25 protein-coding genes are annotated in these 24,063 nt (G+C 71.7%); 9 read left to right on the top strand and 16 right to left on the bottom strand.

Annotation, left to right across the window (positions count from 1 at the left end; translation table 11 throughout):
* Positions 1-222: 222 nt before the first annotated feature.
* The 3 genes from ABZT14_RS10060 to ABZT14_RS10050 all read left to right on the top strand — a co-directional run bounded on the left by ABZT14_RS10060 (position 223) and on the right by ABZT14_RS10050 (position 3,190).
* Positions 223-1,209, top strand: a complete 987-nt coding sequence (locus ABZT14_RS10060; RefSeq protein ID WP_356299199.1) for a hypothetical protein — start codon at positions 223-225, stop codon at positions 1,207-1,209.
* Positions 1,210-1,325: 116 nt separating this feature from the next.
* Positions 1,326-2,510, top strand: coding sequence for a histidine kinase (locus ABZT14_RS10055; RefSeq protein WP_356299363.1), 1,185 nt, complete (start codon positions 1,326-1,328; stop codon positions 2,508-2,510).
* Positions 2,507-3,190 carry a response regulator transcription factor gene (locus ABZT14_RS10050; protein WP_356299197.1) on the top strand — a complete coding sequence of 228 codons (684 nt, stop codon included), beginning with the start codon at positions 2,507-2,509 and terminating at the stop codon, positions 3,188-3,190. Before ABZT14_RS10055 ends, ABZT14_RS10050 begins: the two co-directional genes overlap by 4 nt.
* A 58-nt stretch (positions 3,191-3,248) precedes the next feature.
* On the opposite strand, the gene ABZT14_RS10045 is transcribed toward ABZT14_RS10050, so the two are convergent.
* Entirely contained in the window at positions 3,249-3,812 is a 564-nt protein-coding gene (locus tag ABZT14_RS10045; protein ID WP_356299195.1) for a carboxymuconolactone decarboxylase family protein, read from the bottom strand.
* 192 nt (positions 3,813-4,004) lie between these two features.
* Here ABZT14_RS10045 and ABZT14_RS10040 point away from each other — a divergent pair, with 192 nt between their 5' ends.
* On the top strand, positions 4,005-4,331 hold the full coding sequence (locus ABZT14_RS10040; RefSeq protein ID WP_356299193.1) for a GlsB/YeaQ/YmgE family stress response membrane protein: 327 nt from the start codon (positions 4,005-4,007) through the stop codon (positions 4,329-4,331).
* Between the two features lie 125 nt (positions 4,332-4,456).
* Entirely contained in the window at positions 4,457-5,668 is a 1,212-nt protein-coding gene (locus tag ABZT14_RS10035) for a TerD family protein (protein ID WP_356299191.1), read from the top strand.
* Between the two features lie 52 nt (positions 5,669-5,720).
* On the opposite strand, the gene ABZT14_RS10030 is transcribed toward ABZT14_RS10035, so the two are convergent.
* A complete protein-coding gene (locus tag ABZT14_RS10030) occupies positions 5,721-7,217 on the bottom strand; it encodes a hypothetical protein (protein ID WP_356299189.1) in 1,497 nt (498 codons plus the stop codon).
* 270 nt (positions 7,218-7,487) lie between these two features.
* Between ABZT14_RS10030 and ABZT14_RS10025 the strand changes: the two genes are divergently transcribed.
* Complete coding sequence (locus tag ABZT14_RS10025) at positions 7,488-9,281, top strand: endonuclease/exonuclease/phosphatase family protein (RefSeq protein WP_356299361.1); 1,794 nt, start codon at positions 7,488-7,490, stop codon at positions 9,279-9,281.
* 95 nt (positions 9,282-9,376) lie between these two features.
* On the opposite strand, the gene ABZT14_RS10020 is transcribed toward ABZT14_RS10025, so the two are convergent.
* The 12 genes from ABZT14_RS10020 to ABZT14_RS09965 all read right to left on the bottom strand — a co-directional run bounded on the left by ABZT14_RS10020 (position 9,377) and on the right by ABZT14_RS09965 (position 19,532).
* Positions 9,377-10,165, bottom strand: coding sequence for an EI24 domain-containing protein (locus ABZT14_RS10020; RefSeq protein ID WP_356299187.1), 789 nt, complete (start codon positions 10,163-10,165; stop codon positions 9,377-9,379).
* Between the two features lie 393 nt (positions 10,166-10,558).
* A complete protein-coding gene (gene dapD / locus ABZT14_RS10015) occupies positions 10,559-11,551 on the bottom strand; it encodes a 2,3,4,5-tetrahydropyridine-2,6-dicarboxylate N-succinyltransferase (protein ID WP_356299185.1) in 993 nt (330 codons plus the stop codon).
* 43 nt (positions 11,552-11,594) lie between these two features.
* A complete protein-coding gene (locus ABZT14_RS10010; RefSeq protein ID WP_356299183.1) occupies positions 11,595-12,143 on the bottom strand; it encodes a TetR family transcriptional regulator in 549 nt (182 codons plus the stop codon).
* Complete coding sequence (locus ABZT14_RS10005; protein ID WP_356299181.1) at positions 12,143-12,463, bottom strand: multidrug efflux SMR transporter; 321 nt, start codon at positions 12,461-12,463, stop codon at positions 12,143-12,145. Before ABZT14_RS10005 ends, ABZT14_RS10010 begins: the two co-directional genes overlap by 1 nt.
* 197 nt (positions 12,464-12,660) lie before the next feature.
* Positions 12,661-12,990, bottom strand: coding sequence for a metal-sulfur cluster assembly factor (locus ABZT14_RS10000; protein ID WP_356299179.1), 330 nt, complete (start codon positions 12,988-12,990; stop codon positions 12,661-12,663).
* Positions 12,987-13,451: a Fe-S cluster assembly sulfur transfer protein SufU gene (gene sufU / locus ABZT14_RS09995; protein WP_356299177.1), complete on the bottom strand. Its 465-nt coding sequence runs from the start codon at positions 13,449-13,451 to the stop codon at positions 12,987-12,989. The genes ABZT14_RS10000 and sufU overlap by 4 nt, the downstream gene beginning before the upstream one ends.
* Before the next feature lie 8 nt (positions 13,452-13,459).
* Complete coding sequence (locus ABZT14_RS09990) at positions 13,460-14,716, bottom strand: cysteine desulfurase (RefSeq protein WP_356299359.1); 1,257 nt, start codon at positions 14,714-14,716, stop codon at positions 13,460-13,462.
* 8 nt (positions 14,717-14,724) lie between these two features.
* The gene (sufC, locus tag ABZT14_RS09985) at positions 14,725-15,489 is read right to left on the bottom strand and encodes a Fe-S cluster assembly ATPase SufC (RefSeq protein WP_356299175.1); all 765 of its coding nucleotides are present in this window, start codon (positions 15,487-15,489) and stop codon (positions 14,725-14,727) included.
* A gap of 5 nt (positions 15,490-15,494) precedes the next feature.
* Positions 15,495-15,827, bottom strand: a complete 333-nt coding sequence (locus tag ABZT14_RS09980; RefSeq protein ID WP_356299173.1) for a non-heme iron oxygenase ferredoxin subunit — start codon at positions 15,825-15,827, stop codon at positions 15,495-15,497.
* The gene (gene sufD, locus ABZT14_RS09975; protein ID WP_356299171.1) at positions 15,824-17,050 is read right to left on the bottom strand and encodes a Fe-S cluster assembly protein SufD; all 1,227 of its coding nucleotides are present in this window, start codon (positions 17,048-17,050) and stop codon (positions 15,824-15,826) included. The genes ABZT14_RS09980 and sufD overlap by 4 nt, the downstream gene beginning before the upstream one ends.
* Positions 17,051-17,220: 170 nt before the next feature.
* On the bottom strand, positions 17,221-18,642 hold the full coding sequence (sufB, locus tag ABZT14_RS09970) for a Fe-S cluster assembly protein SufB (RefSeq protein WP_356299169.1): 1,422 nt from the start codon (positions 18,640-18,642) through the stop codon (positions 17,221-17,223).
* Positions 18,639-19,532 (bottom strand): ArsR family transcriptional regulator, encoded by an 894-nt coding sequence (locus ABZT14_RS09965; protein ID WP_356299167.1) that lies wholly within the window; start codon positions 19,530-19,532, stop codon positions 18,639-18,641. The genes sufB and ABZT14_RS09965 overlap by 4 nt, the downstream gene beginning before the upstream one ends.
* Before the next feature lie 193 nt (positions 19,533-19,725).
* Between ABZT14_RS09965 and ABZT14_RS09960 the strand changes: the two genes are divergently transcribed.
* The 3 genes from ABZT14_RS09960 to ABZT14_RS09950 all read left to right on the top strand — a co-directional run bounded on the left by ABZT14_RS09960 (position 19,726) and on the right by ABZT14_RS09950 (position 22,529).
* Positions 19,726-20,652, top strand: coding sequence for an ABC transporter ATP-binding protein (locus ABZT14_RS09960; protein WP_356299165.1), 927 nt, complete (start codon positions 19,726-19,728; stop codon positions 20,650-20,652).
* Complete coding sequence (locus ABZT14_RS09955) at positions 20,649-21,440, top strand: ABC transporter permease (RefSeq protein ID WP_356299163.1); 792 nt, start codon at positions 20,649-20,651, stop codon at positions 21,438-21,440. The genes ABZT14_RS09960 and ABZT14_RS09955 overlap by 4 nt, the downstream gene beginning before the upstream one ends.
* 84 nt (positions 21,441-21,524) lie before the next feature.
* Positions 21,525-22,529, top strand: a complete 1,005-nt coding sequence (locus ABZT14_RS09950; protein WP_356299161.1) for a COX15/CtaA family protein — start codon at positions 21,525-21,527, stop codon at positions 22,527-22,529.
* Positions 22,530-22,600: 71 nt separating this feature from the next.
* Here ABZT14_RS09950 and ABZT14_RS09945 read toward each other — a convergent pair whose 3' ends face one another.
* Together ABZT14_RS09945 and ABZT14_RS09940 are read right to left on the bottom strand one after the other, a co-directional pair.
* The gene (locus tag ABZT14_RS09945; RefSeq protein ID WP_356299159.1) at positions 22,601-22,972 is read right to left on the bottom strand and encodes a hypothetical protein; all 372 of its coding nucleotides are present in this window, start codon (positions 22,970-22,972) and stop codon (positions 22,601-22,603) included.
* A gap of 91 nt (positions 22,973-23,063) precedes the next feature.
* Positions 23,064-24,005, bottom strand: coding sequence for a heme o synthase (locus tag ABZT14_RS09940; RefSeq protein ID WP_356299157.1), 942 nt, complete (start codon positions 24,003-24,005; stop codon positions 23,064-23,066).
* Between the last annotated feature and the right edge of the window lie 58 nt (positions 24,006-24,063).

Below are 24,063 nucleotides of genomic sequence, written 5' to 3'. Positions count from 1 at the left end.
TGCCGGGTCACCTCGGCGGACGGGAACGGTTCCGTGGCGAGAGCCGTACCGGCCGGGCGGGGTCCCGGCGCCCCGGTCGGTACGGCCCCCGGCTCCGCACACGGTCCCGTGGCGGTGGGCTCCGTGAGGAGGACAACCGGGGCGCGTTCTCCCCCGCGCGGTGGGGACGGTTCGTCTTCCGGCAGGAGGTGCAGCCTCCCGGGGGACGACACCGTGGACGGCATGAGAAGTCAGCCGCTGCGTGTCCTCGCCATCGCCTCCTGCCTGCCGTACCTCACCCTGAAGGTCGTCTGGCTCTCCGGCGGGAGGATCGGCATCCCGCCGGGCAGCCCCCTGCGGGAGAGCGGCAACCAGCTGATGGCCCTCAACCTGCTGACCGTGTGCATGGACCTGGCCGTGGTGGTGCTGGCACTGCTGCTGACCCAGCCCTGGGGGCGGAGGCTGCCGGGCTGGGTGCTGCTGGTCCCCCTGTGGATCGCCAGCGGACTGCTGGGGCCGGTCGTGGTGGCGATGCCCGCGCAGACCCTGCACTCCGTACTGACCGGGGGCGGCGGTTCACTCACCCACGGCAGCGGTGCCGGAGGGATGCTGGACGCGTGGGTGTGGTCCCTGGTGTACGGCGGCTTCGTGGTCCAGGCCGTGACCCTGGGCTGGCTCTTCGTCCGCTACGCCCACCACCGCTGGGGGCACCTGCCGCAGGGCCGGTCGGACGCGCCGTGGAGCGGGAGCGTACCGGGCCGGCGAAGGGTCGCCGGGACAGCCGGAGTCATCGCCGGGGTGGCGGCCCTGCCGCCTCTGACCGCGCACCTGCTGTGGGCGACCGGCGCCACCGTCGGGCTGAACCGGCAGCGGATCGAGCACCTCAGCGTCGACAGCCGGATCACCGAGGCGGTGTTCGCCGGCTACTGTCTGGCCGCCCTGCTGGCCGCGCTCGTACTGGGCCTGGGCGGCTGGCGGTGGCTGGCACCGACCGGGGCGCTGGCCCTGGGGTGGCTGGGGTCGGCGGTGCCGTTCTCCTGGGGCGGCTGGGTGCTGTTGACCTCGGTGGTGGCCCCTGACTCCCCGGTCACCGAGCGGCACACCGCGATGATGGACCTCACCTACGCTGGGCAGATGATCGTCGGCCTGCTGGTGGGCGCCCTGCTCGCCGCCGTACTGCGGGAACGTTCCCGGGACTCGGCCGGGACCGGGCCGGTGGCCGTCGGATGAGGGCGTCGGTAGCCGCGTCGTGGCGGCGGACGGCGGCCCCGCGACGGAAAGTGGCCCCGTGGTGGCGGCGGACCCGGCTGCGGTGGCTGCACCTGCTGCTCGGGGGCGCCCTGTTGATGCCCTACTTCCTGCTGGTCTCGGTACCGGTGCAGGCGGTGTGGCGGCAGGCCCAGCCCTTGCAGCACCTGGGCTGGCAGCTGGTGACCTTCGCGGTGGCGCTGCCGGTGGTGGCCGTGACCGGGCTGTTCCCCCTGGCCCGGAGCCTGGAGGTGCAGGCGGTGCGCGCCCTGTGCGGGGTACCGGGCGAGGAGCTGTCCGGCGAGGCGGCCGGTGGGGCGGCCCGACGGCGTACGGCCGCCTGGTACACCCTCCACCTGGGGCTGGGCGGGGTGGTCAGCGGCGTCACCCTGGCGGTACCCCCGCTGGGGGTGGTGCTGGTCCTGACGCCCTTCTCCGCCACGTTGCGCGACTCTCGCTGGGGTCAGGCGCTGGACGGGTCGTGGCTGGTGCTGGCCCCGGTACTCGGGCTGGGCCTGCTGGCCCTGGTGGTGGTGCTGGTGTGGGCCTGCGGTGCCCTGCTGGCCCGGTCGGCGGTGGCCCTGCTGGGGCCCACTCCGGCGGAGCGGCTGGCCGCCGCCGAACGGCGGGCGGCGGTGCTGGCCTCCCGCAACCGGCTGGCCAGGGAGTTGCACGACTCGGTGGGGCACGCGCTGAGCGCGGTGGCCCTCCAGGCGTCGGCGGCCCGGCGGGTGCTGGAGGCGGACCCGGAGTTCGTACGGGAGGCGCTGGAGGCCATCGAGGAGACCAGCCGCCGTTCGGTGGGTGAACTGGACGCCGTACTGGGGGTGTTGCGGGAGGAGGGGACCGGCACGCCGGACGCCGGCCGGCCGCTGGGCCCCACCCTGGCGGAGGAGCTGCCCGGGCTGCTCTCCCGGGTGGAGGCTGCCGGCCTGCGGGTGGAGACCGAGTTCAGCGGGGACCTGGGGGCGCTGCCGGGCCGGCTGTCGGCCGAGGTGTACCGGATGGTCCAGGAGGGGCTGACCAATGTGCTGCGGCACGCCGCCTCCCCCTCGGTACGGCTCCGACTGACCGTGGAACAGCGGGAGTTGGGGCTGTCGCTACGCAACCCGATGGCCGCCGCTCCCCCGCCGCACGGCACCTCGGGCGGCCGGGGCGTGCGGGGTGTGCTGGAGCGGGCCGCCGCGCTGGGCGGCACGGCGGAGGCCGGCCCCGACGGGGGCGACTGGTGGCTGCGGGTGCGGTTGCCGTGGGACGGAGCGAGCGGAGGAGTCGACCGGTGAACGGGGAGCGGGACCAGTCCGGGGACGGGGAGCGGCTGCGGCTGCTGGTGGCCGACGACGAGCGGCTGGTGCGTACCGCGCTGCGGGCGCTGCTGGGGGCCGAGGAGGACCTGGAGGTGGTGGGCGAGGCCACCACCGGGGCGGAGGCGCTGGGGTTGGCGCGGTCGCTGTGCCCGGACGTGGTGTTGATGGACGTACGGATGCCCGGGGTGGACGGCATCCAGGCCACCCGCCAGCTGCTGGCCACCATGGGTGAGCGGGCGCCCCGGGTCCTGGTGGTCACCACCTTCGAGAACGACTCCTTCGTGTACGAGGCGCTGCGGGCCGGCGCCCAGGGGTTCGTCCTGAAGCGGGCCACCCCCGAGGAACTGCTGCGGGCGGTACGGGTGGTGGCGCGCGGTGACTCGCTGCTGTTCCCCTCCGCGGTACGGGAGTTGGCCGCCCGGCACGCGCGCCGTGACCGGGGGCGGGCGTTGCGGGAGCGGCTGACGGCCCGGGAGGCGGAGGTGCTGCGGCTGATGGCCCGGGGGCTGACCAACGGGGAGATCGCCCGGGAGCTGTCGGTGGGGCCGGCCACCGTGAAGTCCCATGTGGGGGCGCTGCTGGGCAAGTTGGGCGCCCGGGACCGTACCCAGGCGGTGATCGCCGCCTACGAGCAGGGCTTCGTCACCCCCGGGTGAGGTGGGGGCGGGGCCCGGGTGTCGCCCGGCCGGAACGGGGGTCCGGCCGGGCGGCCGGTCAGGGGCGGGGCAGCGGCCGTACCTCGCACTGGTCCGAGAAGCCCTCGCTGACCAGGCCGTTGCCGAGGTTGACCCGGGAGCGGAGGTTCTCCACCCCGACGATCACCACCAGTTCCTCGAAGGCCTTCTCCCCCAGGTGTTCCACCAGCCAGCGGGCGTCCTCCTCGGTGACGGTGGGCTCGGTGTCGGTCATGGCCTCCGCGTACGCCATGACCCGGCGTTCCCGTTCGGTGAAGGACTCCGGGTGGTCGCGCCAGACCGGTACCAGGCGCAGCTTCTCCATGGGCATCCCGTCGCCCTCGGCCTTCCAGTGGCCGAAGTCCAGGCACCAGGAGCAGTTGGTCCGGGCCGCGCTGGCCATCACCGCCAGGGTCTTCAGCTGCGGGTCCAGGGCCTTCCAGCGCTCCACGGACATCTCCAGCCGGGCCAGCGCCCAGGTCACCCCGGTGTGGTGGCCGGTCGCCCGCATCGGCCCGAGGCTCCTGCCGAACCGGCGGCGCGCGTACCAGTCGGTGAACCGGAGAAGCGGTCCGCGCGGGGGGTCCAGGGACAGATAGGCCATGTCTTCCTCCTCGGTCGCGCCCCGGTGCCCCGGGGCGTCTCACCAAGGTGACGGGGTGGCCGCCGTGGATGTGACATCCCCCCACCCGATACACCAACCTCCGGGCATACGGGGCGGGTTGGCCCTACTACCTGGCATGGCCCGGTCAGGAGGGGGCAGCAGTGGGTGTACCCGTGTCCCCCGATCGTGGATGTGAGCCCCGTGACCCACCTCGCCGAAGATCTCGAACTCCACCAGCTCGCCGACTCCGGCCTGCTCAGCTGGCTGTTGTTGGGGCTGATCGCCGGAGTGGTCGCCAAGGTGCTGCTTCCCGGCAGGGACCCCGGCGGGCTGGTGGGCACCACCTTCATCGGCATCGCCGGCGCCTTCATCGGGACCTGGCTGTCGTCGACCTTCCTGGACAAGCCGGTACGCCACAACCTCGCGGCGCCCCAGCTGTGGGTGGCGGCGGTCGCCGGCGCCCTGGTCCTGCTGGTGATCTACCGCATCCTGTTCGGCCACTCCCGTCGGAAGCGCTGAACCGGCACCGGGACAGCGCCCCGAGTGGCGCCCCCAGTGGCGCCCGAGGTGGCGGCGGACCGACCGGGGACGACCGGACGGCGGGGCAAAGGAACCGCAAAGCCCGGGAGGACGTTCCTAGCGGTATGACCGCACTGACCCCGGGCGCCAACGTGCCCCTCGCCGCCACCCATGTCGCCGTCGAGGTGACCGCTCCGACCCAACTGGACGTGTCCGGCCTGCTGTTGGGCCCCGACGGCAAGGTGCGGTCCGACCAGGACTTCGTGTTCTACAACCAGCCCTCCGCCCCGGGGGTCGCCCACCGGGCGGGCGGCCCGGGCGGCGCCGACAGCATCACCGTGGACACCTCGGCGGTCCCGGCCGGAGTGGACCGGGTGGTGGTCACCGCGAGCCTGGACGGTGGGCGCAGCTTCCAGGGGCTGGAGCCAACCGCGGTCGCCCGGGACGCCGGCAGCGGCACCGAACTGGCCCGGTTCACCCCGCCGGGGCTCGGCCCGGAGACCGCCCTGGTGGTGATGGAGGTCTACCGCCGTGGCGGTGACTGGAAGCTGCGGGCCGTCGGGCAGGGGTACGCCCAGGGGCTCGCCGGCATCGCCACCGACTTCGGGGTGGACGTCTCCGAGCCGGACGCCGCCCAGGCACCCCAGCCCACCCCATCGCCGGGGCCGGCCCCCACGGCACCCCAGGCGCCTCCGCCTCCGACGGCGCCACCAGCGCCCCAGGCTCCGGCCGCTCCCCCGCCCGCGCCGACCGGCTCCGGCCCGGTCAACCTGGACAAGGGACGGGTCGACCTGCGGAAGAACCAGTCGGTGTCCCTGGTCAAGGGCGGCCAGCCGCTGCTCAGCGCGGTACGGATGGGCCTGGGCTGGGAGCCGGCGTACCGGGGGCGCAGCGTCGACCTGGACGCCTCGGTGATCGCCTTCGACAGTCGCGGCAAGAAGGTCGTCAACTGCTACTTCGGCCGGCTCAAGGTGCTCGACGGCGCCGTGGAGCACTCCGGGGACAACCTCACCGGGGAGGGTGCCGGCGACGACGAGAGCATCACCGTACGGCTGGGCCAGGTGCCCCCCGAGGTGGTCGCCCTGGTGTTCACCGTCAACTCCTTCTCCGGGCAGAAGTTCACCGACGTGGCCAAGGCGTACTGCCGGCTGCTGGACGCCGGCAGCGGCGCGGAACTGGTCCGCTTCGACCTCTCCGACGCCGAGCCCCGCACCGGGGTGCTGATGTGCCGGCTGGTGCGTCAGCCGGCCGGGGAGTGGCAGATGACCGCCATGGGCGAGTACGTCGACGCCCGCACCGTACGCGGCATGGTCAAGCCGGCGTCCGCCAGCCTGTGAGCACGGCCCCCGTTCCGGGCCCGGTCACCGTGACCGGGCCCGGAACGGTCGGTCACTGGGAGCGCGCCCGGTAGGCGGCCCGCCGGGCCTCCTTGGCCGCCTCCTTGTCGGGCAGCAGCTCCGCGACCCCCTCCAGCACGTCGGCGGTGGCCGGGTGGCCGGTGCGCCACACCGCGTCGAAGAACCCGGTGTGCTGCTCCAGCAACCCGCCCACCAGCTCCTGGAGTTCGGAGGGGTCGCTGTTGATCCGCAGCTGGGCGGCCAGGGTGTCCACGGTCAGCCAGAACACCATCTCCTCGTCCGGCGGCGGCACCTGGCCCACCCCGACCTCGGTCAGCCACACCCGGGCCAGTCCACCCAGTTCGCGGTCGTCCAGCACCGCCCGCAGCGCCGGCTCCGCCTCCGCGTCCATCAGCGACAGGGTCTGCTGACAGGCCAGCCGTCGGGCCGGCGCCTCGGGATCCGCGCCCCGGGCCGCCTCCAACAACTCCCGGGCGGCGGCCACCGGCTCCCGCCCGGACAGCCAGCCCGCGATCTCCTCCCGCGCCGCCAGGTCACCGTGCCAGGGCAGTGTCGCCAGCAGCCGGCGGGCGTCCACCTCGGCCAACTCCCCGACCAGCGGGGCGTCGGCGCCCTCCTCGCGTAGCCGCTCGCGCACCAGGTAGACGCCCAGCGGGGTCAGCCGGACCATGCCGTACTGGCTGACGTCCTCCTCCTCGTCGAGGGGGACGGCTCCTCCGTCGGCGTCCTCGGTCAGGGCGTCGTCCACCGGGCGGTAGGCGATGAGTCCGGTGGGCTCGATGGACCGGAACCAGCCATCGAGCATGATCATGGTTTCGGAGACCTCGCCCAGCACCTCGTCGGTGGGCTCGTCCATGTCCTCGGGGATGACCAGGCTGGCGGCGACCACCGGCAGCGGCACCATGCTGTCGGTGGCTACGGCCTCGGTGGCGACCATCAGGTAGAGGTTGCCCAGCGCGCTGGTGAGGGTGTTGGCCGCCTCCTCCTCGTCCCAGTCGAACCGGTCCAGGTCCAGCGAGGAGGGGTCGATCTCCCCGTTCTCGGCGACCAGTTGGTCCACGTCGCCGATGAGTTCCTCCAGGCTGGGCAGGGTCGCCTCCGCGACCACCGCCTCGGTGCCACGGCCCCAGGCCTCCAGCAACTCCTCCGGGGACGCGATCAGTTCGTCCAGGTTCGGCACGGGTGTGGCGGTGCCGCTCTCCTCGTCGTCCCCGACCCCGGCCGCCTCGGTCCCCTCGGCGCCGGGGTCCTCCTCGACCTCCAGCAGCCCGACGTCCACCGCGAAGTTCCAGGCGTCGCTGACCAGCGCCTCCGCGTGCGGTTCCCCCTCCAGGGACAGTTCGGTGACCGCCTCCGCCAGGCGGGAGTCCGACAACTCCCCGCCGGCGCCCACCCGTACGCCCGCCTTGGCCCAACGGGTCAGCCGTACCGCACGGGAGAGCAGCGGCGTGGCACGGGCCTCCTCCGCGAGAACCGCCGCGTCAGGCAACCGTACCGGGGGCATGACGAAGCGGTCGTCGCCAGTCATCACGCTGTTCATCTCCTTGGGAAAGGGTGGTGCCGGGTCAGGGCCTCAGCGTAGACGCGCGGGCTGGGCCCCGCCGCCCCGACAGAACCACTCACCCTTCCGAGAGTGGGACGGGCCGCAGCCAGCCTGGCTGGATTGCGCTACCTTACGCGCGTAGACGACGAACACGTCTCGCCATCCTCTTCACGCCACCCCCTGGAGGAGATCCCCTTGACCGCACGACACCCGTCCGCCCGCCTGATACGGCGCTGCGCGCTCACCACCGCGGCACTGTGCTGCACCTCGCTGATCGCGTTGCCCTCCTCCTTCGCGAGTGACAGCCCCCAGGTGCGCATCCACGACATCCAGGGCGAGACCCGGGTCTCCCCGTACGCCGGCAAGACCGTCAGCGAGGTGCCCGGAGTGGTCACCGCCGTACGGGACTTCGGAGAGGCCCGCGGCTTCTGGTTCCAGGACACCAAGCCCGACGACAACCCCGCCACCAGCGAGGGCATCTTCGTCTTCACCGGCAAGGAGTCCCCGTCGGTGAAGGTCGGGGACGCGCTGCGGGTGTCCGGCGAGGTCAGCGAGTACTACCCCGGCGGGAAGGAGGGCGGCGGCCAGTCCGCGACCCAACTGTCCAAGGCCGAGTGGACGGTGACCTCCCAGGACAACAAGCTGCCCCGGGCCAAGCGCCTCAACTCCCACACCGTTCCCCGGTCCTACGCCCCGACCGCCGGCGGCAAGAGCATCGAGGACCGGACCCTGCGCCCCCACCGCTACGCCCTGGACCTCTACGAGTCCCTGGAGGGAATGCGCACCCAGGTCAGCGACGCCCCGGTGGTCGGCCCCACCACCCAGTACGACGAGTTGTGGGTCACCGCCGACCGCCGACAGAACCGCACCGAGCGGGGCGGCACCCTCTACGGCTCCTACGAGCAGCAGAACGGCGCCCGGATCAAGGTGACCTCGCTGCTGCCGTTGAAGGAGAACCCCTTCCCCAAGGCCAACGTGGGTGACAAGGTGCGCGGGCGCACCGTCGGCCCCCTGGACTACGACCAGTTCGGCGGCTACACCCTGCGGGCCACCGAGCTGGGCGAGGTGCGCTCCGGTGGCCTGGAGCGGGAGCACACCCGTCCGCAGAAGGACGACGAACTGGCGGTGGCCACCTACAACGTCGAGAACCTCTCCCCCGCCAGCGAGCCGGAGAAGTTCGAGGAACTGGCCCAGGCCCTGGTGAAGAACCTCGCCTCCCCCGACATCGTCAACCTGGAGGAGGTCCAGGACGACACCGGCCCCGAGGACGACGGGGTGGTGACCGCCGACAAGACGCTCAAGCTGCTGACCGACGCCATCAAGAAGGCCGGTGGACCCGCCTACGAGTGGCGTCAGATCGACCCCGAGGACAAGGCGGACGGCGGCCAGCCCGGCGGCAACATCCGGGTGGCGTTCCTCTACAACCCCGAGCGGGTCTCCTTCACCGACCGCGAGGGCGGCGACGCCACCACCCCGACCACGGTGGTCGACGAGGACGGCCAGCCCGCCCTGTCCGCCTCGCCCGGCCGGATCTCCCCCACCGACGAGGCCTGGGAGGCCGCCCGCAAGCCGCTGGCCGGCGAGTTCTCCTTCCGGGGCAAGCCGGTGTTCGTCATCGCCAACCACTTCAGTTCCAAGGGCGGCGGCGACCTGGACGGGGACCAGCCCCTGGAGGGCGTCTTCCAGCCTCCGGCCCGCAACTCCGAGCCCCAGCGGGTGGAGCAGGCGAAGCTGGTCAACTCCTTCGTGAAGGACCTGCGGAAGGTCGACCGGAACGCGGCGGTGATCGCGGCCGGTGACTTCAACGACTTCCCGTTCTCCCCGTCCCTGAAGGCGCTGACCCACAAGGCGCTGAAGAACCCGATGCTGCGCCTGGACCGCTCCGAGCGCTACGGCTACGTCTTCAACGGCAACTCCCAGGCGCTGGACCACATCCTCACCAGCCCCGGGGTCGGCCGCCCGGACTACGACATCGTGCACATCAACGCCGAGTTCCACGACCAGATCAGCGACCACGACCCGCAGGTCGTACGGCTCCGGCTCCGCTGACCCGGACGCCGGGCCGGCCCTCTGGCCGAGGCGTACACACGGTTCTGGGGCACCCCCGTCGGGGGTGCCCCAGAACCGTTCGGTGACCCGTGCGGCTACCGCTTGCGGAACAGGTCCGGCTCCGCGGCCGGTTCGGGCTCCGGCTCCTCCTCGGCCGTCAGGTCCCGCACCAGCAGGGTGGCTCCCGCGACGGCCCCGGGCATCAGGAACACCGCCAGCAGGGGCACCAGGAACCCGAGCACCAGCGGCACCCCGAAGGACACGGCCACACTGCGGTGCCGGCGCACCAGGGCGAGCCGTTCCCGTACCGGGATGTCACGGCGCTGCATGGCGACCGAGGTCAGTTCCACGGTGAGGAAGTAGCCGGAGACGCAGACGGTGAGCACCGGTACCACGGTCTGGCCGATGACCGGCACGAAGCCGAGGAAGAACAGCGGCACCGTGAACACCAGGGCCCGCAGCAGTACGTGGACGCTGTCGCGCAGCGAGATCCACAACTCCCGCCACAGGGGGCGGTCCGGCCCCTCGGGGCAGTCGCCCTCCGACTCCTCCACCCGTTCCGAGAGCGCCTCGTAGAAGGGGTCGCCGATCAGCAGGGTGACGGCGGTGAAGGTGAGGACGGTCAGGGTCAGGGCCAGCACCACCGTCAGCGCGATCACCAGGCCGCGCAGTCCCATCCGGGTGCCGGGACCCCAGTCGTCGGCGAAGGGGGTGGCCCAGACGGCCAGGTCGTCCACCCAGAGCACCAGGGCCACCAACGCCATCCCGTACAGCACCAGGGAGATCACCCCGGGCAGCAGGGCGAATCCGTAGGATCTGCGGTTCTCCGCCACCCATCGGTGGCCCCGCCCCAAGTACCGCACTCCCGACGCCAGTTCACGCATGTCAGCAGCCTATCCGGGGCGCGGTGGGCCCCCTGGCCCCAGCCCCCGCTCCCCGGTCCGGGGCGGTACGCCGCGAGGGTGTACGGCCCCGGACCCGCGCGGCGGGCGGTGGCCGGCGCCGTTCGCACCATGGGAGGGCGCACGGGGCGTGACGTCGCGGAAGCGGTCACCGCCCCCTCAGGGCCCGGACGGTGCCGCCCTGGGTGTGTCGTGCGGGTGCCGGGAGACCGGTGAGCGCGTTCTGGTGTGGTGCGCGAGGGGACGGAGCACGGCGGAGGAGTCCGATACGGCGTATCGGACTCCTCCGCCCGCGACGACGGGGCAACGCGGCGAGGTGCGGCGCGTGCGGTGTCACCGCACGCGCGCCCCTGAGCGGATCCCGGTCGACGTGCCCTAGTTGTGGCTGTGCAGAGCCTCGTTGAGCCCGCCCCAGGAGCCGCTGCGCGGCAGGGCCTCGACAACGCCGGTGGTGGAGTTGCGGCGGAACAGCAGGTTGGTGGCCCCGGACAGCTCCAACGCCTTGACCACGTCGCCGTCGGGCAGGGTGATCCGGGTGCCGGCCGTGACGTAGAGGCCGGCCTCCACCACGCAGTCGTCGCCCAGGGAGATGCCCAGCCCCGCCTCGGCGCCCAACAGGCAGCGCTCGCCCAGGGAGATGGTCTGCTTGCCGCCCCCGGAGAGGGTGCCCATGATCGAGGCGCCCCCGCCGACGTCGGAGCCGTCGCCGACCACCACACCCGCGCTGATCCGGCCCTCGACCATGGAGGTGCCCAGGGTGCCGGCGTTGAAGTTGACGAAGCCCTCGTGCATCACCGTGGTGCCCTCGGCCAGGTGGGCGCCCAGGCGTACCCGGTCCGCGTCCCCGATCCGCACCCCGGTGGGCGCGACGTAGTCGGTCATCCTCGGGAACTTGTCGACACTGGTGACCGCCAGGTGCAGGCCCTCCGCGCGGGCGGCGAGCCGGGCGTCGGCCAGCCGGTCCACCGGGACCGGGCCGAGAGTGGTCCAGGCGACGTTGGCCAGCAGGGCGAAGATGCCCTCCAGGTTCTGGCCGTGCGGGCGCACCAGGCGGTGGCTGAGCAGGTGCAGGCGCAGGTAGACGTCGTGGGTGTCCAGGGGCTTGTCGTCCAGCGAGGCGATCACCGTCCGCACGGCGACGGTCTCCACACCGCGTCGGTCGTCCCGGCGCAGGGCCTTCGGGGCCCGTGCTCCCAGCAGTTGGGCGGCCCGTTCGGCGTCCAGCCGTTCGGTGCCGGCCGGCCCGGGGGTGTCGGTCAGCTCGGGGGCGGGGAACCAGGTGTCGAGGACGACCCCGTCGTCGGTGACGGTGGCGAGACCGGCGGCGACGGCGCCGGTGGCGGGGGCTGCGGTGGAAGCATCGCTCATGGCAGCACGGTATCCGTCGGCGCGTGGGACTGGCGAACCCGTCTCAGCCGACGGTGCGCGCCCCCACCAGCCGGCCCAGGGTCTCGCGGGTCACCTCACGGTCCAACGGCCGTCCGGTGAGCAGGTGTTGGAGCATCAGTCCGTCCGTCAGGGCCACCAGCGCGCGGGCCAGAGCCGGGTCGCCGGTACGGGCGCTGAGCAGCTCCACCATGTCGTCCAGCCAGCTCGCGGCGACGGGGCGCAGCGCCGGCCTGCGCAGGGCGGCCAGGTACAGGTCGTACTCCAGGCGCAGCCGCGCGGGGTCCTCGCACCACTCCTCCAGCAACGCCAACAGCCCGTCCTCCAGGGGGACTCCGGGGTCCAGGTGGCGTGTCCAGGCGGAGTCGCCGCGCTGTTCCTCGGCCACCCTGCGCAGTGCGGCGACCAGCAGTTCGTCCAGGCTGGCGAAGTGGTACGTGGTGGAGCCGAGGGGGACGTCGGCCTCGGCGGCCACGGTGCGGTGGCTGAGTCCGGCGAGGCCCTCGGAGGCGATCAGCCGCATCGCGGCGTCGATGATGCGTTCCCGGCGCCGGGGGTCGTGGCGGCGGGCCATCAGTGCGCGCCGCCCAGGTTGAGGACCACCACACCGGCGATGACCAGTGCCAGTCCGGTGATCTTCGCCGCGTTGGCGGCCTCGCCCATGAAGGCCATGCCGATGGCGGCGATGGCGGCGGTGCCCAGTCCGGCCCATATCGCGTAGGCGGTGCCGACGGACATGGTCTTGAGGGTCTGGGCGAGCAGCGCGAAGGCGACGAGGTACCCGGCGACCGCGCCGAGGGTGGGCCACAGTCGCGTGAAGCCCTCGCTGTACTTCATCGAGGAGGTGCCGAGCACCTCGGCCAGGATGGCTCCGGCGAGCGTCGCGTAGGTCATGGCGTCCAGCCTATGACCGATGCGTACGGGCGTACACAACGGTCGTCCACGGGCCGTACCCAAGGGCCGGCGACACAGACCGAGGGCCCGTACGACGGGGCTCGCGCCCCGGTGCCGTACGGGCCCGGACGGTCGCCGCCGATGGCGGCGCCGGGAGGTCGGACGCCGGGGGCGGAAGCCCCGGCCAGACGCTCGGGTCAGACGTTGAAGCCGAGGGCACGCAGCTGCTCGCGTCCCTCGTCGGTGATCTTCTCCGGGCCCCACGGGGGCATCCAGACCCAGTTGATCTTGAGGTCGTTGACCAGTCCGTCGGTCGCCGTCCTGGCCTGGTCCTCGATCACGTCGGTCAGCGGGCAGGCCGCCGAGGTGAGCGTCATGTCCAGGGTGGCGACGTTGTCCTCGTCGATGGTCACCCCGTAGATCAGGCCCAGGTTGACCACGTCGATGCCCAACTCCGGGTCCACGACGTCGTAGAGGGCCTCGCGGACCTCTTCCTCACTCGCGGGCTGTGTGGTGGTCTCGCTCATGCCGTCTCCTTCACCGCGCTCTCGCCCAGTGCCTGGGCAGTGGCGTCCTTCCATGCCATCCAGCTGAGCAACGCGCACTTCACCCGTGCCGGGTACTTCGATACCCCGGCGAAGGCGACCGCGTCCTCCAGGACGTCCTCCATGGCGTCGTCGGGCTCCAACTTGCCCTTGGACTGCATCAGTTCCAGAAAGGCGTCCTGGACCCGGAGGGCCTCCTGGAGGGTCTTGCCCACCAGCAGTTCGTTCAGCACCGAGGCGCTGGCCTGGCTGATGGAACAGCCCTGCCCCTCGTAGCTGACGTCCGCCACCCTCTCACCCTCGTAGCGCACCCGCAGGGTGATCTCGTCACCGCAGGTGGGGTTGACGTGATGCACCTCCGCGTCACCCTGGCGCAGCCCACGACCGTGGGGGTGCTTGTAGTGGTCCAGGATCACTTCCTGGTACATCGAGTCGAGCTTCACAACCGCCCCTAGCCGAAGAAGTTCCGAACGTGCTCCAGACCGTCCACCAGGGCGTCCACCTCGGCCGGTGTGGAGTACAGGTAGAACGACGCCCGGGTGGTCGCCGGAATTCCGTACCGCAGGCACACCGGGCGGGCGCAGTGGTGGCCCACCCGTACCGCGATGCCCTGTTCGTCCAGCACCTGCCCCACGTCGTGGGGGTGGATGTCGCCGAGGGTGAACGAGATGGTGGCGCCCCGCTCCTCGGCCGTGGTCGGGCCGATGAACCGCAGGTCGGGCACGTCGCGCAGACGGGCCACCGCGTACTCGGTCAGGGCGTGCTCGTGCTCCTGGATCCGGTCCATGCCGATCGCGGACAGGTAGTCCACGGCCGCCCCCAGTCCGACCGCCTGGGCGATCGGCGGGGTGCCCGCCTCGAACTTGTGCGGCGCCGGGGCGTAGGTCGAGGAGTGCATGGAGACGGTCTCGATCATCTCCCCGCCACCCAGGAAGGGGGGCAGGTCCTCCAGCAGCTCCAGCCGGCCCCACAGCACGCCGATGCCGGTGGGCCCGCACATCTTGTGCCCGGTGAACGCCACGAAGTCGGCCTGCAACTCCTGTACGTCCAGGGCCATGTGCGGCGCCGCCTGGGAGGCGTCGATCACCACCAGGGCCCCGACCTCCTGGGCCCGGCGGACGATGGTCTCCACCGGGTTGACGGTGCCCAGGATGTTGGAGACCAGGGTGAAGGAGACCACCTTGGTGCGCTCGGTGATGACCTCCTCGATCCGCTCCAGGTCCAGCCGCCCGTCCTCGGTGAGACCGAACCACTTGAGGGTGGCTCCGCTGCGCTGGGCGAGCAGCTGCCAGGGGACGATGTTGGAGTGGTGCTCCATCTCCGAGATGACGATCTCGGTGCCGGCGTCCACCCGGTACGGCTCGTCGGCCAGCCCGAGGAGGTTGGCCACCGTGTTGAGGGACTCCGAGGCGTTCTTGGTGAACACCACCTCGTCCCGGCTGGGGGCGTTGACGAAGGCGGCGACCTTGTCACGGGCCCCCTCGTACAGCGCGGTGGCCTCCTCGGCCAGTACGTGCACCCCTCGGTGCACGTTGGCGTTGTGGCGCTCGTAGTAGTCGCTCAGGGCGTCCAGGACCTGGCGCGGCTTCTGCGAGGTCGCCGCGTTGTCCAGGTACACCAGCTTCTTGTCGTCGTGCACCAGCCGGTCCAGGGCCGGGAAGTCCTTGCGGATCGACTCGGTGTCCAGCAGCCGGGACGGGTCGGCCAGGGGGGAAGTCACGCGCTAGCGCCACCCTTCACATACGCCTCGTAGCCCTCCTCCTCCAGCTTGTCCGCCAGCTCCGGGCCGCCGGACTCGGCGATCCGGCCCTTGGCGAACACGTGGACGTGGTCGGGCTTGATGTACCGCAGGATGCGGGTGTAGTGGGTGATCAGCAGGGTGCCGACGTCACCGTTCTCCCGCACCCGGTTGACGCCCTCGGAGACCACCCGCAGGGCGTCCACGTCCAGACCGGAGTCGGTCTCGTCGAGGACCGCGATCTTGGGCCGCAGCAGCTCCAGTTGGAGGATCTCGTGGCGCTTCTTCTCACCGCCGGAGAAGCCCTCGTTGACGTTCCGCTCGGCGAAGGAGGGGTCGATGCTGAGGCGCTCCATGGCCTCCTTGACCTCCTTCACCCAGGTCCGCAGCTTGGGGGCCTCGCCCCGGATCGCGGTGGCCGAGGTGCGCAGGAAGTTGGAGACGGAGACGCCGGGGACCTCCACCGGGTACTGCATGGCGAGGAAGACGCCGGCCCGGGCCCGCTCGTCGACGGACATCTCCAGCACGTCCTCCCCGTCCAGGGTCACCGTGCCGCTGGTGACCTGATACTTGGGGTGGCCGGCCAGGGAGTAGGCCAGGGTCGACTTGCCAGAGCCGTTGGGGCCCATGATGGCGTGGGTCTCGCCCTGCTTCACGGTCAGGTCGACCCCGCGCAGGATCTCCCGGGGGCCGCCCTCGGCCTCGACGGAGACGTGCAGGTCGTGGATCTCAAGCGTTGCCATGGGACTCAGGACTCCTGGGTGACGGAGACGAGCACAGCCGCGCCGGGGCCGTCTCCTTCGATCTTTACGGGGTATACGGGGACAGGACGTGTCGCGGGCAGTCCCGAGGGCTTTCCGGTGCGCAGGTCGAAGCTGGAGCCGTGCAGCCAGCACTCGATGGAGCAGTCCTCCACCTCGCCCTCGGAGAGCGAGACGTTGGCGTGCGAGCAGATGTCGTAGATCGCGAACACCTCGCCCTCGGTGTGGACCAGGGAGATCGGCACACCGTCGACCTCCACCAGGGTGGGGGTGTCCTCCTCCAGGTCCCCCAGGGCGGCGACCCTCACGAACGCGCTCATCCGACCGACGCCTCCAGCTCCTCGTCGATCTTGGCCAGCAGCCGCTCCTGCACGTCGGGCAGGCCGATCTGCTGCACCAGTTCGGCGAAGAAGCCGCGCACCACCAGGCGTCGCGCCTCCTCGGCGGTGATGCCGCGCGCCATCAGGTAGAACAGCTGCTCGTCGTCGAAACGGCCGGTGGCCGAGGCGTGCCCGGCGCCGACGATCTCGCCGGTCTCGATCTCCAGGTTGGGCACCGAGTCCACCCGGGCCCCGTCGGTGAGCACCAGGTTGCGGTTGAGTTCGTAGGTGTCCGTACCGGTGGCGGCGGCGCGGATCACCACGTCACCGATCCACACCGCGTGGGCGTTCTCGCCCTGGAGGGCGCCCTTGTACGCCACGTTGCTGCGGCAGTTGGCGGTGTTGTGGTCCACCAGCAGCCGGTGCTCGTGGTGCTGGCCGTTGTCGGTGAAGAACAGCCCGTACAGCTCCGCCTCACCACCCTGGTCCGCGTACTCGACCCGGGGGTGCAACCGCACCACGTCGCCGCCGAAGGTGACGACCACGGACTTGAAGCTGGCGTCCCGGCCCACCAGCGCGTTGTGCTGGGAGCAGTACACCGCCTCGCTCTCCCAGTCCTGCACCGACACCACGGTCAGCCGGGCACCGTCACCGAGGACGAACTCCACGTTGGCGGCACGCACCGCGTCGCCGGTGTGGTTGATGACCACCACCGCCTCCGCGAAGGCCTCCAGCTCGAAGACGGTGTGCCCGTAGGACACCCCGCCCTGGCCGTGCAGGTTGACCCGGATCGGCTCGTCGAGGGCGACCTCGCGGGGCACCGTGACCACGGTGGCGCGCTCGAAGGAGCTGAACGCCTGCGCGGCGATGCGGTCCACCGGCTTGCCGGACCGGCCCAGGCGGGAGTCGGTGCGGTCCACCGTCTCCACGGTGACCCGCTCCGGCGCCTCGATGTCCAGCTTCACCGCGCCGCTGGTGGCCTCGGCGGTGCCGTCGTGCAGTCCGCGCAGTCGCTCCAGGGGGGTGAACCGCCACTCCTCCTCGCGGCCGTGCGGCACCGGGAAGTCGGTCACCTCGAAGGAGGGCGGGGCACTCATCCGGGTGGCGACGGACGACTCCGCCGCCACCGCGAGAGCCCCGGTGGCCTCTGCGCCCACCGGCGTGGATACCCCCTGGGTCGTGGCTCCGCGCGGATCCTCGGGGGACTTCTGAGCCTCAGACATGGCTGTTGTCGTGCTCGCTTTCTTTGTGTTCGCTCACCGTGCGGGGCACCGATCGCTCGGTGCCCGCTCCACGCGCGGCTCGGCCTGGGGCCGGGGCGCTCCTCGGCTCGTTCACCGAATCGTCGGTACGGGGTTCCGGTACGGCTGTCACCGGCGGGGGCGGGCCGGCGTCAGCCGACGGCGCCCTCCATCTGCAGCTCGATCAGCCGGTTCAGTTCCAGGGCGTACTCCATCGGCAGCTCCTTGGCGATCGGCTCCACGAAGCCCCGGACGATCATCGCCATCGCCTCGTCCTCGGACAGGCCACGGCTCATCAGGTAGAACAGCTGGTCGTCGCTCACCTTGGAGACGGTGGCCTCGTGCCCCATGGTCACGTCGTCCTCGCGGACGTCGACGTAGGGGTAGGTGTCGGAGCGGGAGACGGTGTCCACCAGCAGCGCGTCGCACAGCACGTTGGACTTGGAGCCGGGGGCGCCCTCGCCGATCTCGATCAGGCCGCGGTAGGAGGTGCGGCCACCACCGCGGGCCACCGACTTGGAGACGATGTTGGAGGAGGTGTTGGGCGCCATGTGCACCATCTTGGCGCCGGCGTCCTGGTGCTGGCCCTCACCGGCGAAGGCCACCGACAGGGTCTCGCCCTTGGCGTGCTCGCCCATCAGGTAGACGGCCGGGTACTTCATGGTGACCTTGGAGCCGAGGTTGCCGTCCACCCACTCCATGGTGGCGCCCTCGTAGGCCACGGCACGCTTGGTGACCAGGTTGTAGACGTTGTTGGACCAGTTCTGGATCGTGGTGTAGCGGCAACGGCCGCCCTTCTTCACGATGATCTCCACCACGGCGGAGTGCAGCGAGTCGGAGTTGTAGATCGGGGCGGTGCAGCCCTCGACGTAGTGCACGTAGGCGTTCTCGTCGACGATGATCAGGGTCCGCTCGAACTGGCCCATGTTCTCGGTGTTGATGCGGAAGTAGGCCTGGAGCGGGATGTCCACGTGGACGCCCGGCGGCACGTAGATGAACGAACCCCCGGACCACACGGCGGTGTTGAGGGCGGCGAACTTGTTGTCCCCGGGTGGGATCACCGTGGCGAAGTGCTCCCGGAAGAGGTCCGGGTGCTCACGCAGCGCGGTGTCGGTGTCCAGGAACAGCACGCCCTGCTGCTCCAGGTCCTCACGGATCTGGTGGTAGACCACCTCGGACTCGTACTGGGCGGCCACACCGGCGACCAGCCGCTGCTTCTCCGCCTCGGGGATGCCCAGCCTGTCGTAGGTGTTCTTGATGTCCTCCGGCAGGTCCTCCCAGCTCTGGGCCTGCTTCTCGGTGGAGCGGACGAAGTACTTGATGTTGTCGAAGTCGATGCCGCTGAGGTCCGAACCCCAGTTGGGCATGGGCTTCTTCTGGAACAGCTTGTGGCCCTTGAGGCGGAGCTTCAACATCCACTCCGGCTCGTCCTTCTTCGACGAGATGTCGCGGACCACCGCGTCGGACAGGCCCCGCTTGGCGGCGGCGCCGGCGACGTCGGAGTCGGCCCAGCCGTACTCGTACCTTCCCAAGCCCTCCAGCTCGGGGTGGGCGGTCTCCGTGGGGAGCGTCATGCGGGGTTCCTCCCGGCCTGTTGCGCAGATGCTGTGGTGGCGCGTCGCTTGCTGGACGCGGTGGTCGACGGTTTGTGCTTCGGGGGCTGTGTGGTCTGTTTGGGGTGCCGGGGCGCGGTTCCGTTCCCGGTCCGCTGCACCTGCGGGCCGGCCCTGGGGGGCGACTGGCCGCGCGGTACGAAGGTGGTGCACACCCCGTCTCCGTGGGCGATGGTCGCCAACCGTTGCACATGGGTGCCGAGGAGTTCGGAGAACACCTCGGTCTCCACCTCGCACAGCTGCGGGAACCGCTCCGCCACGTGCGCCACCGGGCAGTGGTGCTGGCACAGCTGCTCACCCACCGAGGTGGGCGCCTCCCGTGCCGTCGCGGCGTAACCGTCCTCGGTCAGCGCCCGGGCCAGGGCCCGTACGCGGTCCTGCGGTTCGGCGTCCTTGATCGCCTCACGGTACCTCTGGGTCGCCCCGGCCATCCGGGCCCGGGCGAAGGCGGCGACCGCCGCCGCCCCCAGCTCGCCGCCGCCCGCCGACTGCGCGATCCAGCGCAGGGCGTCCACGGCCAGCCGGTCGTAGTCCTGGTCGAAGGCGTCCCGACCGTAGTCGGTGAGCGCGAAGACCCGGGCGGGCCGGCCGCGTCGCCGCGACCCGTACACCCGCTGCTCACGGGACTCCACGGTGCCCTCACCCACCAGGGTGTCCAGGTGCCGGCGTACGGCGGCCTGGGTGAGGCCCAGCCTCAGGGCGAGCTGGGCGGCGGTGGAGGGGCCGTGGTCGAGGATGGAGCGGGCGACCTTGTTGCGCGTCCCGTGCTGCTCGTCCGTGGCGGGAGGCACGACGGAACCGGCGGCGGACGTGTCCGTCGCTGGCTGTTCGGCGTCTCCCGCGTTTTTCACAACGCCATTGTTGCGTAATTCCGCGAAGCCCGGCAAGCCGCATCCTGACGCACCCGGATGGGGTGCGTCACGTAAGGCGACCCTTACTCGACGGCTGCTCAGCGGCCGTTCGCCGGCCGTTCACCACTCCCCGGAACCGCCCCGACACGACCCGCCGCCACACGCCCACCGGCCGCTCCCTACACTCGCGGACATGCAGAACGCAGCGGCGGTACGGGTCGAGGGGCTGGTCAAACGCTTCGGCGCCAAGACCGCCGTGAACGACCTCCACCTCACGGTCGCCGCCGGTTCGGTGACCTGCGTGCTGGGCCCCAACGGCGCCGGTAAGACCACCACCATCGAGACCTGCGAGGGCTACCTCCGCCCCGACGCCGGCACCGTACGGGTGCTGGGCCTGGACCCGGTACGCGACGCCGAGGCCCTACACCCCAGGATCGGGGTGATGCTCCAGTCCGGCGGGGTCTACCCCGGTGTCCGCGCGGTCGAGATGCTGCGCCACACGGCCTCCCTGCACGCCCACCCCCTGGACGTGGACGCCCTGGTGGAGCGACTGGGCCTCGGGAGCTGCGGCCGTACCCCGTACCGCCGGCTCTCCGGGGGGCAGCAACGCAGACTGGCCCTGGCCATGGCGGTGGTGGGCCGCCCCGAGCTGGTGTTCCTGGACGAGCCGACGGCCGGCCTGGACCCACAAGCACGGCGCGCCACCTGGGAGTTGGTGCGCCGACTGCGCCAGGACGGGGTGACCGTGGTGCTCAGCACCCACCACATGGAGGAGGCCGAGGAGCTGTCCGACCACGTCGCCATCGTGGACGGCGGCCGGGTCATCGCCGAGGGCAGCCCCGAACAGCTGTGCCGGGGCGGGGCGGAGAACAGCCTGCGCTTCACCGGCCAGCCGGCCCTGGACCTGGAGTCACTACTCAAGGCGCTGCCGGACGACTGCGCCGCCGTCGAGGCCACGCCCGGCTCGTACCGGCTGACCGGCACCATCGACCCCCAGCTGCTGGCGACCGTCACCGCCTGGTGCGCCCAGCATGGGGTGATGCCGGACCGGATCACCGTGGAGCGGCTGACCCTGGAGGACGTGTTCCTGGAGCTGACCGGTAGGGAGCTGCGCGGATGAGTACGGACACCGGCCGGGCCGAGGGGTTCACCCCCCGTCCGGGAGCCGCGCCCCTGGGGCGCATGGTGCTGGCGCAGGCCCTGCTGGAGACCCGGATGCTGCTACGGCACGGCGAGCAGCTGCTGTTGACCGTGGTGATCCCCACCGTGTTGCTGACCCTGTTCAGCCTGGTCGACATCGTGGACGTCTCGGGCACCGGCGGGGGCAGCCGGGTGGACTACCTCACCCCCGGGGTACTGGCGCTGGCGGTACTGTCCACCGCCTTCACCGGCCAGGCCATCTCGACCGGGTTCGAGCGGCGGTACGGGGTGCTGAAGCGGCTGGGCTGCTCCCCCCTGCCCCGCTGGGCGCTGATGGTCGCCAAGACCTGCTCGGTACTGGCGATCGAGATCCTCCAGATCGCCCTGCTGACCTGTGTGGCCCTGGCCCTGGGCTGGTCGCCCCACGGCCAACCCCTCACCGTGGCACTGCTGTTGCTGCTGGGCACCGCCGCCTTCTCCGGGCTCGGCCTGCTGATGGCCGGCACCCTGCGCGCGGAGGCCACCCTCGCCGCCGCCAACCTGGTGTTCGTCCTGCTGCTGCTGTGCGGCGGGGTGGTGGTGCCTCTGGAGCGGTTCCCCGACGGGGTGCGGGCCGGGCTGGAGCTGCTGCCCGTGCCGGCACTGGCCGAGGGGCTGCGGGAGGTGCTGCGCGAGGGCGCCGGCCTGCCCTGGGAACAGCTCGGGGTGCTGGGGGTGTGGGCGGTGCTGGCCCTGGCCGCCGCGGCACGTTTCTTCCGCTGGGACTGACCCCCTGCCGGGCGCCGTTGCCCGCCCGGGACCGCCGGCCGCCCCTCGTGAAAGCGCGCACAAGCGCTCGCCTACGATAACCCCGTGTCCAAACTGAGGGAAGCCGCGAGGATCGGCCGCAACCCCGTCGCCTACGTCGCCAGCCGGTGGACCCCGAGCCAGCGCACCCTGGAGCGGGCCACCCTGTCCGCGCTGGTGATGAGCGTGGTCATCGTGGTCACCGGCGGAGCGGTACGGCTGACCGGCTCGGGACTCGGCTGCGAGACCTGGCCCAAGTGCGGTGAGGACAGCCTGACCGCCACCCCGGAGATGGGGCTGCACGGCGCCATCGAGTTCGGCAACCGGATGCTCACCTACGTGCTGTGCGCGGCGGTGGGCTGGGCCATCGTGGCCGCCCGGAGCGCCAAGCCGGTGCGCCGGGGGCTGGGCCGGCTCGCCTGGTCGCAGTTCTGGCTGGTGATGTCCAACGCGGTGCTCGGCGGTATCACGGTGCTCACCGAGCTGAACCCGTACACCGTGGCCGGCCACTTCCTGGCCGCCAGCGGCCTGCTGACCGTCGCCATGATCACCTGGTACCGCTCCCGGGAGGGCGACGTACCGCCCCGCCCCCGGGCGGGCCCGGTGGCACGCCGGCTGACCTGGACCCTGGTCGTCCTGTCCGGCGCCCTGGTGGTGGCCGGCACCGTGGTCACCGGCTCCGGCCCGCACGCCGGCGACAACAGCGACGTGCCCCGGATGCCCGTGGACTGGGAGGGGGCGGCGCATGTGCACGCCTACCTGGCCTGGGCGGTGGTCCTGGTGACCCTGGCCCTGGCGGCGGTGCTGCGCGCGGTGGACGCCCCCTCGGGCCCCCGTACCGCGGTGCGTGACCTGGTGCTGGTGCTGCTGGCCCAGGGCGTGATCGGCTATGTGCAGTTCTTCACCGAGCTGCCCGAACTCCTGGTCGGCGCCCACCTGTTGGGCTCGGCCGTGGTGTGGTGCGCGGTGCTCCGCGTCCTGCTGTCGATGCGGGAGCGGGGCGCCCCCGAGGCCTCCGCCAGCGTGGCGGCACCCCGCTCGGAGCCCGACCTCCAGCCCGCCGCCCGCTGAGGTCACCGGCCTGGGGCTCAGCCCGTCCGGGGCGCCGGGCGGGCTGAGCCCGGTGGCGCCCCGTACCCGGGTCAGTCGTTGCTGGGGCCGCCGAACTGGGAGCCGGCCATGCGGGTCCACTCGTAGGGGCCGGTGCGCACCCGGTCGGCGAGGGCGCCGTCGAACTTCTCGTGCACGGTGATCCCGGAGCGCTCCACGGCCTGTTCGGCGACCTCCTGGCTGGGAGCCACCAGGTCGCCCCAGTCCCCGTTCTCGGCGACGAGCACGACGCGGGCACCGCGTTCACCGATGTAGGCGATCTGCCCCTCGACCGAACCGCCGTGGGACTTGGCGAAGGACTCGATCTGGCGGGCGAGCTTGCTGGTCCGCTTGCGGTCCCGCTTGGCCCGCCGGGACTGGTCGGCGGTCTTCGCCGGGTCTGCTACCTCTGCTGGATCTGCCATGAGCCGATGCTACCTACTGGTAACGAGCCGGGGCACCCGTGGATGACCGACACCACACACGGCGGGTGGTACGGGGGTCCCAGCGCGGGGGTCAGCGCAGGAAGGGGTCCACGGCGACGGCGACGAACAACACCGAGACATAGGTGATCGACCAGTGGAACAGCCGCATCTCGCGCAGCGCGGCACCGGTGACCCCGGCCTTGGCGCGGGCTCGTAGACCGTGCGCCTCCTTCAGCCACCAGGCTCCGGCGAGCACCGCCACCAGGGGGTAGAACCAGCCGACGTAGCCCAGCGGCCACAGCGCCAGGGAGACGGCCACCATCACCCAGCTGTAGAGGACGATCTGCCGGGCGACCACCGTGTTGGCGGCGATCACCGGGAGCATCGGGACCCCGACGCGGGCGTAGTCGTCCTTGACCTTCATCGACAGCGGCCAGTAGTGCGGCGGGGTCCAGAAGAACATCACCAGGAACAGCACCACGGCGGCCCAGCTGACCTCGTTGGTCACCGAGGACCAGCCGATCAGCACCGGCATACAGCCGGCGATGCCGCCCCAGACGATGTTCTGGGAGGTCCGCCGCTTGAGCAGCAGGGTGTACACGAGGACGTAGAACAGCAGCGCGCCCAGGGCGAGCGCCGCCGACAGCCAGTTGACCAGCAGCCCGAACCACAGGGTGGAGACCACGGCCAGGGCCAGTCCGAAGACCAGCCCCTCCCGGGGGCTGACGATCCCGGTGACCAGGGGACGCCGCTCGGTGCGGTGCATCAGGGCGTCGATGTCGCGGTCGATGTACATGTTGAGGGCGTTGGCCCCGCCGGCCGACAGGTAGCCGCCGGTACAGGTCGCCAGCACCAGCCACAGGTCCGGTACGCCCTGCGCGGCCAGGAACATCACCGGCACCGTGGTGATGAGCAGCAGCTCGATGATGCGCGGCTTGGTGAGGGCCACGAAGGCGGCGACACGGGCACCACGGGGATGGCGTGGATGATGCGGTTCGAGCACCCCGGCGGGACGGGATTCGACGGCGGTCACGAACACCCCTGACAAGTGACACGGTGCGGCTCGCGCCGCCTCTGCAACAAGCGAGAGC

The organism is Streptomyces sp. NPDC005438, from assembly GCF_040606315.1.
Classification (GTDB): Bacteria; Actinomycetota; Actinomycetes; order Streptomycetales; family Streptomycetaceae; genus Streptomyces.
Note: the sequence above shows the minus strand (reverse complement) of the source record. Positions and strands in the feature narration are given on the sequence as shown.